Genomic DNA, 7,589 nt, shown 5'->3' with positions numbered 1-7,589 from the left:
CACCACGGGATCCACCCCCGACGATGTGACAGAAGCGGCCGCCGCATCCCGCCCCGCATATACTTTGATGGGCAGGTGCGCAAGGGCAGCGGACAAAGGGGCATAAAAAGTGTCGTCTGCAATCACGACGCAGTCGGGTTCAAACTCGATCGCCTGCTGCGCAAGGGTCTCCCAGCTCGTATTGGCTGCCAGCATCTCGACCTCGAACAGCTCCGGGTAGGCCCGCACGATGTCCAGTGTCTGCGTCCCGATGGATCCTGTCGATCCTAAGACGGCCAATCGCTGTCTTTTTTGCTCCTGCGCCATAGGGTTAAAAAACGATGTAGTTTTCCGGGTCCACCGCTGTCCCGTTGTACCACAGTTCAAAGGTCATATGCGGAATCTTGCTGTCGGTCAGCTGGCCTGTCACGGCTACAGCTTCGCCCGCGCGGATGCGTTCGCCTGTGGTTTTCAGCACTTTGGCCACTTGTTTGTAGATCGTGACCATGTTTCCTCCGTGTTGGATCGCCACGATGTTGCCTGTCTCCGGGTTCCACGTGTCGAGGATCACGGTTCCGTCCAGCACGGCGAGTACCACCTGGTTTGGTGCCGGGGCGATCTCCACGCCGTACATGCCTGTCTTCGGCGAGAATGGTTTGGCGATAATCCCTTTGACCGGGGGCAGCATCTCGAAGGTGACTTCCGCCCGTGTGCGGGCGTTGTTTTCTTCGCTCAAACGGTAAGGCGAGTTGTCGTCGGTCATCTGTCCGCGCAGCACCGAGTCGAGTCCGATCCGCGACGAGACGGTGCCTTTAACACCTTGCCTGCGCAGGGTGTCGGTCTCGGAAAGGGGTACCTGGCCGTCGAGTATCTTGGCGAAATTGGTGTGGTATTCTTCCCATCGGCTCACTTCGGCGGAGAGTGAGTCGAGTTTCATGATGTTGGCGATCAGGGCTTCGCGCGATCGGCTGCCGGGATAACCGGGTATGAGGTCGAGAACGGGGGTGTAGGCCACGGTGGTCAGTACGGCTACGAATAGGATCAGAAGCAGGGCCACCACGGCCAATACCATGTTGATCCGGCTGACGAAAACGTGCCATATCTCCTGCCCGGTGCGTACGTTGCGCAAGGATAGTTTGTTGCGCTCGCGGAGGTATCCGACGATCTCTCTGAATCTCACTGTGTCTGTTTTAAGATATACAAAGATAGTCTTTTCCGCTTAATCCGACCTTACATTCCATTCCTTATTCTTAATCGTAGGGTTAAATATTGGGTTCCCTCGCCAGCGGGCGGGCCGCAGACACTTGCACCCGAACCGCAGCCGTTGGCTGTTTTATTGGCCGCCTCTACCCCAAAGCCCCGCTGGCGCCTGCCAAGAAAGGGTAGTTACAGCTCGGCCCGAGGGTAAAAGGACTGTAACTACCGCCCCAAAACCTATGCAGAAAAACGAGTGGGTCTTCCGATCGGAAGACCCACTCGTTCGCAAACATGCAATCGCACCAACTTTTATTACTTCACCTCCGCCGCCTCAGCCGCAGCCACCTCCGTCTCCGGCTGATAATGCATCGCCGCATAGCGTTTGTAGCTGTTATACCGCCACTTCGCATTCTCCTCGCTCGCGTTGAACAGCTCCTGCGCCTCCTGCGGGAACGCCTTCAAGAGCGACGTGTACCGCACCTCCTGGTGAATGAACTCCTGGAATTTCGACCAGTCCGGTTCTTTGGAGTCGAGCGTGAACGGATTCTTCCCCTCGCGTTCCAGCAGCGGGTTGAAACGCCACAAGTGCCAGTAGCCGCATTCCACAGCCCGTTTTTCCGTCAGCTGCGAAACGCCCATCCCGTTTTTGTTCCCGTGGTTGATACACGGTGCGTAGGCGATGATCAGCGACGGCCCCGGGAAAGCCTCAGCCTCCTTCAAAACCTGCAAGTACTGGTTATGGTTCGCCCCCATCGCCACCTGCGCTACATAGACATACCCGTACGTCATCGCCATCGCCCCCAAGTCCTTCTTCCGGATCCGTTTACCCGACGAAGCGAACTTGGCCACCGCCCCTACCGGCGTAGCTTTCGACGACTGTCCGCCCGTATTGGAGTAAACCTCCGTATCCAGCACCAGCACATTGACATCTTCGCCCGACGCCAAGACGTGGTCCAGCCCGCCGTAACCAATATCGTACGCCCAGCCGTCGCCGCCGAAGATCCACTGCGATTTCTTGATCAAGTACTGTTTCAGTTCCATGATCTGCTTGCAGCAGTCGCAGCCGCACGCTTCGACCAGCGGCAGCAGTTTAGCGGTCGCCGCTTCCGAAACCGCCGCATCGTTCTTGCCGTCGATCCACTCCTGCATCGCCGCCTTGAGTTCCGCAGAGCAGTCGTTGCCATTCGCGATCGCCTCTTTCATGATCGAAGCCAGCCGGTCGCGCATCTTTTCGACCGCGATGTGAATCCCCAGGCCGAATTCCGCATTGTCCTCGAACAACGAGTTGGCCCAAGCCGGCCCGCGTCCCGACGCCAGGTTCTTGCAGTACGGCGTCGACGGTGCCGATCCGCCGTAAATCGACGAACATCCCGTCGCATTGGCCACCATCATCCGTTCGCCGAACAGCTGGGTGATCGACTTGATGTACGGCGTCTCCCCGCACCCCGCACAAGCCCCGCTGAACTCAAACAGCGGTTGCGCGAACTGCAAGTTCTTGACCGACTTGGTCTTGTCCGCCACCGTAGACTTGTAGCCCACCTTGCCGTGCAGATAATCCCATCTCGGCCCTTCCGCCGCGAGCTGCGCTTCCATCGGTTCCATCACCAGCGCCTTCGCTTTCGGAGCCGGACAGATGTTCGCACAGTTGCCGCAGCCGGTACAATCGAGCGGCGAGACCTGAATCTTGAATTTGTACTCCTTGAACGCCCCCGTCCCCTGAACGAACGGCGTCCCGGCCGGAGCCGCAGCCGCCTCGGCCTCCGTCACGAGGAACGGACGGATCGCTGCGTGAGGACAAATATAGGCACACTGGTTACACTGGATACAGTTTTCCGATTTCCAAGCCGGGATCATGGCTGCAATCCCCCGCTTTTCGTAAGCCGCCGTTCCTGCTTCCCACGTCCCGTCTTCACGCCCGACGAAAGTCGAGACCGGCAGGTTGTCCCCCGCCAGCGCATTGATCGGATCCACGATTTTGGTGATGAACTCCGGCCGGGTCGAATCGACAGCCTTCGGAACCACGGTAATGGAAGCCCATTCCGCCGGCACTTCGACCTTCACCACATTCTTTCCCCCCGCTTCCACCGCGGCGTAGTTCTTGTTGACGACATCCTCACCCTTCTTCCCATACGATTTGTAGATCGCCTTTTTCATCTCTTCGACGGCCTTTTCGTACGGAATCACGCCGCTGACCTTAAAGAATGCCGACTGCATGATGGTGTTCGTCCTCGACCCCAGCCCCAATTCCGCTGCGATCTTCGTCGCGTTGATGATATAGAAGTTGATATGATGTTCCGCCAGGTAGCGTTTCATATCGTCCGGCAGATGCTTTTTCGTGGTCTCTTCGTCCCACACCGCATTCAGCAGGAACGTCCCCCCATCTTTCAATCCCTTGAGCAGGTCGTATTTCCCGAGGTACGACGGCACGTGGCACGCCACGAAGTTCGGCGTCGTCACCAAATAGGTGGAGCGGATCGGCCGGTCGCCGAACCGCAAGTGCGACGAGGTATATCCCCCCGACTTTTTCGAGTCGTACGAGAAGTACGCCTGACAATACTTGTCCGTCGCCCCTCCGATAATCTTGATGGAGTTCTTATTGGCCCCCACCGTCCCATCGGAACCTAACCCGATGAATCTGGCTTCATACGTGGAGGCATCTCCCGCCGCCACTTCCTCGCCCACCGGCAGCGAGCGGAAGGTCACATCGTCGACGATCCCCACCGTAAAGCGGTTTTTCGGTTCGTTCTGCGCCAAGTTTTCGTAAACAGCAATCATCTGTGCCGGCGTCGTATCTTTCGACGACAGCCCGTACCGCCCCCCGATAATAAGCGGCTTCCGCCCGGCCAATTCCGGTGCGGTCGCGAACGCTTCGACGACGTCCAGATAGAGCGGATCGCCGTTCGCCCCCGGTTCCTTGGTGCGGTCGAGGACGCAAATCCGCCGTACCGAATCCGGCAGCGCCTGCGCCAAGTATTTCACGCTGAACGGCCGGTACAGGTGTACAGAAACCAGCCCCACCTTTTCGCCTTTCGCGCGCAGCATGTCGATCACTTCCTTAATGGTCTCGGTCACCGAGCCCATAGCGATGACCACGTTTTCTGCAGCCGGATCTCCGTAATAGTCGAACGGTTTGTACGTCCGCCCTGTAATCGCGCTGATTTTCGCCATATAGTCCGCCACAATGTCCGGCACGGCATCGTAGAACCGATTGGCCGCTTCCCTGCTCTGAAAATAGATGTCGGGGTTCTGCGCCGTCCCGCGGGTCACCGGGTGTTCCGGATTCAGAGCCCGTTCGCGGAAAGCTTTGAGGGCATCCATATCGATCAGCCCGCGCAACGCTTCGGTGTCGAACTCTTCGATCTTCTGAATTTCGTGCGAGGTCCGGAAGCCGTCGAAGAAGTTGATGAACGGCACCCGCCCTTTGATCGCGGTCAAATGCGACACTGCCGACAAGTCCATCACTTCCTGCACCGACCCTGAAGCGAGCATGGCAAACCCGGTCTGTCTTGCGCTCATCACGTCGGCGTGATCTCCGAAAATCGACAAGGCCTGTGCGGCCAATGCCCGCGCGCTCACATGGAACACCGCCGGCAAGAGTTCCCCTGCAATCTTATACATATTCGGGATCATGAGCAGCAAGCCCTGCGAAGCGGTATAAGTCGTCGTGAGCGCCCCCGCCTGCAATGATCCGTGTACGGCCCCTGCCGCGCCTGCTTCGGATTGCATTTCCTGCACGCGCACGGTTTCGCCGAAAATGTTCTTTTTCCCTGCGGCAGCCCACTCGTCCACATATTCTGCCATCGTCGAAGACGGCGTGATCGGGTAAATCGCTGCCACTTCGCTGAACATATAAGCGATGTGCGCCGCAGCATAGTTCCCGTCGCAGGTGATGAATTTCTTCTGATTTGCCATTGCTATCGAAATTGTTGAATTTAAGTTGTAAGCCTTTTTCGTTTGTGTACTTGTGTATCTGAATGTCTTTTTCTTTGGCGGCGGTATGGTTCTTTGTTCACAACCGACGTTGCCCGGTGCTGCCCGGCATGCGAGCGGGCTGTAACTAATCCTAATCCCGCAGGCTGCACCCCGTTTTATTAAACCTACACTAAAAAGTTTTTGTGTTCGGCCTCGCGCCCGCCCCTAAGGCTGAGCAAACTCCCGGTCGGAGTGCCCGGCGGCACCGCAGAGGCCAGCGATCCAAAGGATCGCAACAACCTGTACGTTTTTATCGTTTCAAACCGGCGTTTTTTCTTTAAGAAATCTTTTTCTTCGCTGCCCTCCTGCCGGGCGGGCACTTTCTTTTCACTTTACCGCTCATGCCGCGGAGGCACTTCCTTTCTTGGGTGACCAAGAAAGGAAGCAAAGAAGTCACCGGGAATCGGTTTCGCCTTGTCGAAAGCCGGTCATTCAGCCCGGCTTCCTCAAGGCAAAACGCGACGCTTCCGGAAGGGCTTTCGTGTGCGGAGAAAGACGGCTCAGCTATGATCTTCCCCGTATCGGGTTGCAGCCTCACCCCGCGGAGGGGCGCAACTCGCTGAGCTCGTTTGCCTCTCCGCTGGCTCCGGGTCATATACATGTTTTCGGAACTGTACTTGTCTCGAGCTCCGGTGAAAATCCGGTTCGTAGAACCGGGCGGGCTGTAGCCGCGCGCTGGCGGAAATCCTGTTCAAAAGCAATTCATGCTTTTGAACGATTTCCTACTCCAGCTGTCGCGCGCGGTATCGGTGCCGCTCGGCACGCGAATTGGAGAGCTTGCACCGCCTTAACCGGAGAAAACTGCCCTTACGCCGGGCGGGCGGTGCCGCCCGGCACGCGAGCCGCAGCCGTTGGCTGTTTTATTGGCCGCCTCTACCCCAAAGCCCCGCTGGCTCCGGCCCGATCGCAAAGAATAAAAGAACACGCAAAAGCCCCCCAAGCACCTTGTCTCACCTTGAAACGGCCAAGAAACGAGTTCTTTCCTTACAAAAACAGGACGGTACGGTCGGCACTAAGAACGGGATTTCAAATAACAGCAGGACATGTATCCTGTACGCTACAAAGTTAGGGATTTTTCGGGAACGCCGCCAAAGAAACCGCCAAAATTACGCCGACAAAATCCGCTCTAACCGTTCCCCCATCGTCTCCGGATCCGTCACCGTCATGATCTCGCCCGCCTCGACGATCGAAATCTTGCCCCGCTCCTCGGAAACCACCACCACCACCGCATCGCTGTGCTCCGTCAGCCCGATCGCCGCCCGGTGCCGCATCCCGTAATGCTGCGGAATGTGCGGGTTGTCCGACGAAGGCAGGATACACCGCGCCGCATGGATCCGCCCCTGCTTGATGATGATCGCGCCGTCGTGCAGCGGGCTGTTCTTGAAAAAGATGCTCTCGATCAGCCGCACGTCGATCCGTGCGTCTATGATATCCCCTGTCGAAGCGTAGACCTCCAGGTCGCCCTGCCGTTCGATGCAGATCAAAGCTCCGGTATAGGTCGAGGCCATGTCGCGGCACGCCTTGGCCACATCTTCCGCCCATGCCACCTGCGCACCCCGCCCCGCCGAGCGGAAAATGCGCCGCACGAAGCGGTTCTTGGCCCGCGAATAACGGCTCCCCAACAACAGGAGGTAACGCCGCACCTCCTGCTGGAACACGATGATCAAGGCCAGCACCCCCACGCCGATCACTTGCCCCATAATGGAGCTCAACAAAGTCATATTGAGCGCCTTGACCACCACCCACAGCAGGTAGACGATAAATATTCCCGCAAAGATGGTCATCGCCGCCGTGCCGCGGATCATGCGGTAGACTTGGTAGAAAAGCAGCGCCACGACCAGCACGTCGACCACGTCCAGCAGGCTGATACTGATAAAATCCATAATCCTTTTTCCTGATTTGAGGCTTTCCGCGTGCGAGGCAGTCCCTCGGGCCGCCCGGCGGAAACCGCTTTTACCCGGCGCCGGCGACCGTACCGCCAGCCGGCGAATGTCCCGTAAAGATAACACTTTTTCGAGCACCCCGTATCTCCCCATTTTGCCCTCGCCGCCGGGTATGTCGTCAGGCGGTTGGATACAGCACCGGCATTTTTTCGGCTCGCGCCGGTTCCGAAGCCGCCGTGTCCGGTTTTTCGGCTATTTTGGTTACCTTTAGCGCCGTTAAGCGACTAACCGATAAATACCTGTACAGTTATGATTGGGAAATACACTCGAATGCTTGGGGCAGCGCTGCTGCTGGGAGGGCTTGCCTCCGTTTCGTGCGGTTCGTCTTCCGGATCGGCCGGTGCTGCGGACTCTTCGGAGCTGCGCGTGATGACGTTCAATATCCGCTATGCGAATCCGGACGACGGGCCGAATTACTGGGACAACCGCCGGGAGGCGGTCGTCCGGATGGTGGAGGAGGTACGACCGGGGGTGATGGGCATCCAGGAGGGGCTGGCC

Annotated in this window: 3 protein-coding genes and 2 pseudogenes; 1 reads left to right on the top strand and 4 read right to left on the bottom strand. The window is 58.0% G+C overall.

Translation table 11 applies throughout. From position 1 onward, the window contains the following. The 4 genes and pseudogenes from Q0Z93_RS09080 to cdaA form a co-directional block, all read right to left on the bottom strand. Window positions 1-306, bottom strand: a pseudogene (locus tag Q0Z93_RS09080) (1-deoxy-D-xylulose-5-phosphate reductoisomerase); the annotation flags it as partial. A gap of 4 nt (window positions 307-310) precedes the next feature. Next, entirely contained in the window at window positions 311-1,159 is an 849-nt protein-coding gene (locus Q0Z93_RS09075) for a M23 family metallopeptidase (protein WP_298064764.1), read from the bottom strand. A gap of 329 nt (window positions 1,160-1,488) precedes the next feature. Beyond that, window positions 1,489-5,088 carry a pyruvate:ferredoxin (flavodoxin) oxidoreductase gene (nifJ, locus tag Q0Z93_RS09070; protein ID WP_298064762.1) on the bottom strand — a complete coding sequence of 1,200 codons (3,600 nt, stop codon included), beginning with the start codon at window positions 5,086-5,088 and terminating at the stop codon, window positions 1,489-1,491. Window positions 5,089-6,254: 1,166 nt separating this feature from the next. Continuing rightward, window positions 6,255-7,031 (bottom strand): diadenylate cyclase CdaA, encoded by a 777-nt coding sequence (gene cdaA, locus Q0Z93_RS09065; protein WP_298064759.1) that lies wholly within the window; start codon window positions 7,029-7,031, stop codon window positions 6,255-6,257. Window positions 7,032-7,340: 309 nt separating this feature from the next. Here cdaA and Q0Z93_RS09060 point away from each other — a divergent pair. After that, window positions 7,341-7,589: pseudogene (locus Q0Z93_RS09060) on the top strand (metal-dependent hydrolase); the annotation flags it as partial.

Source organism: uncultured Rikenella sp. (genome assembly GCF_947628055.1).
Classification (GTDB): domain Bacteria; phylum Bacteroidota; class Bacteroidia; order Bacteroidales; family Rikenellaceae; genus Rikenella.
This window is presented reverse-complemented; position numbering and strand designations above follow the sequence as displayed.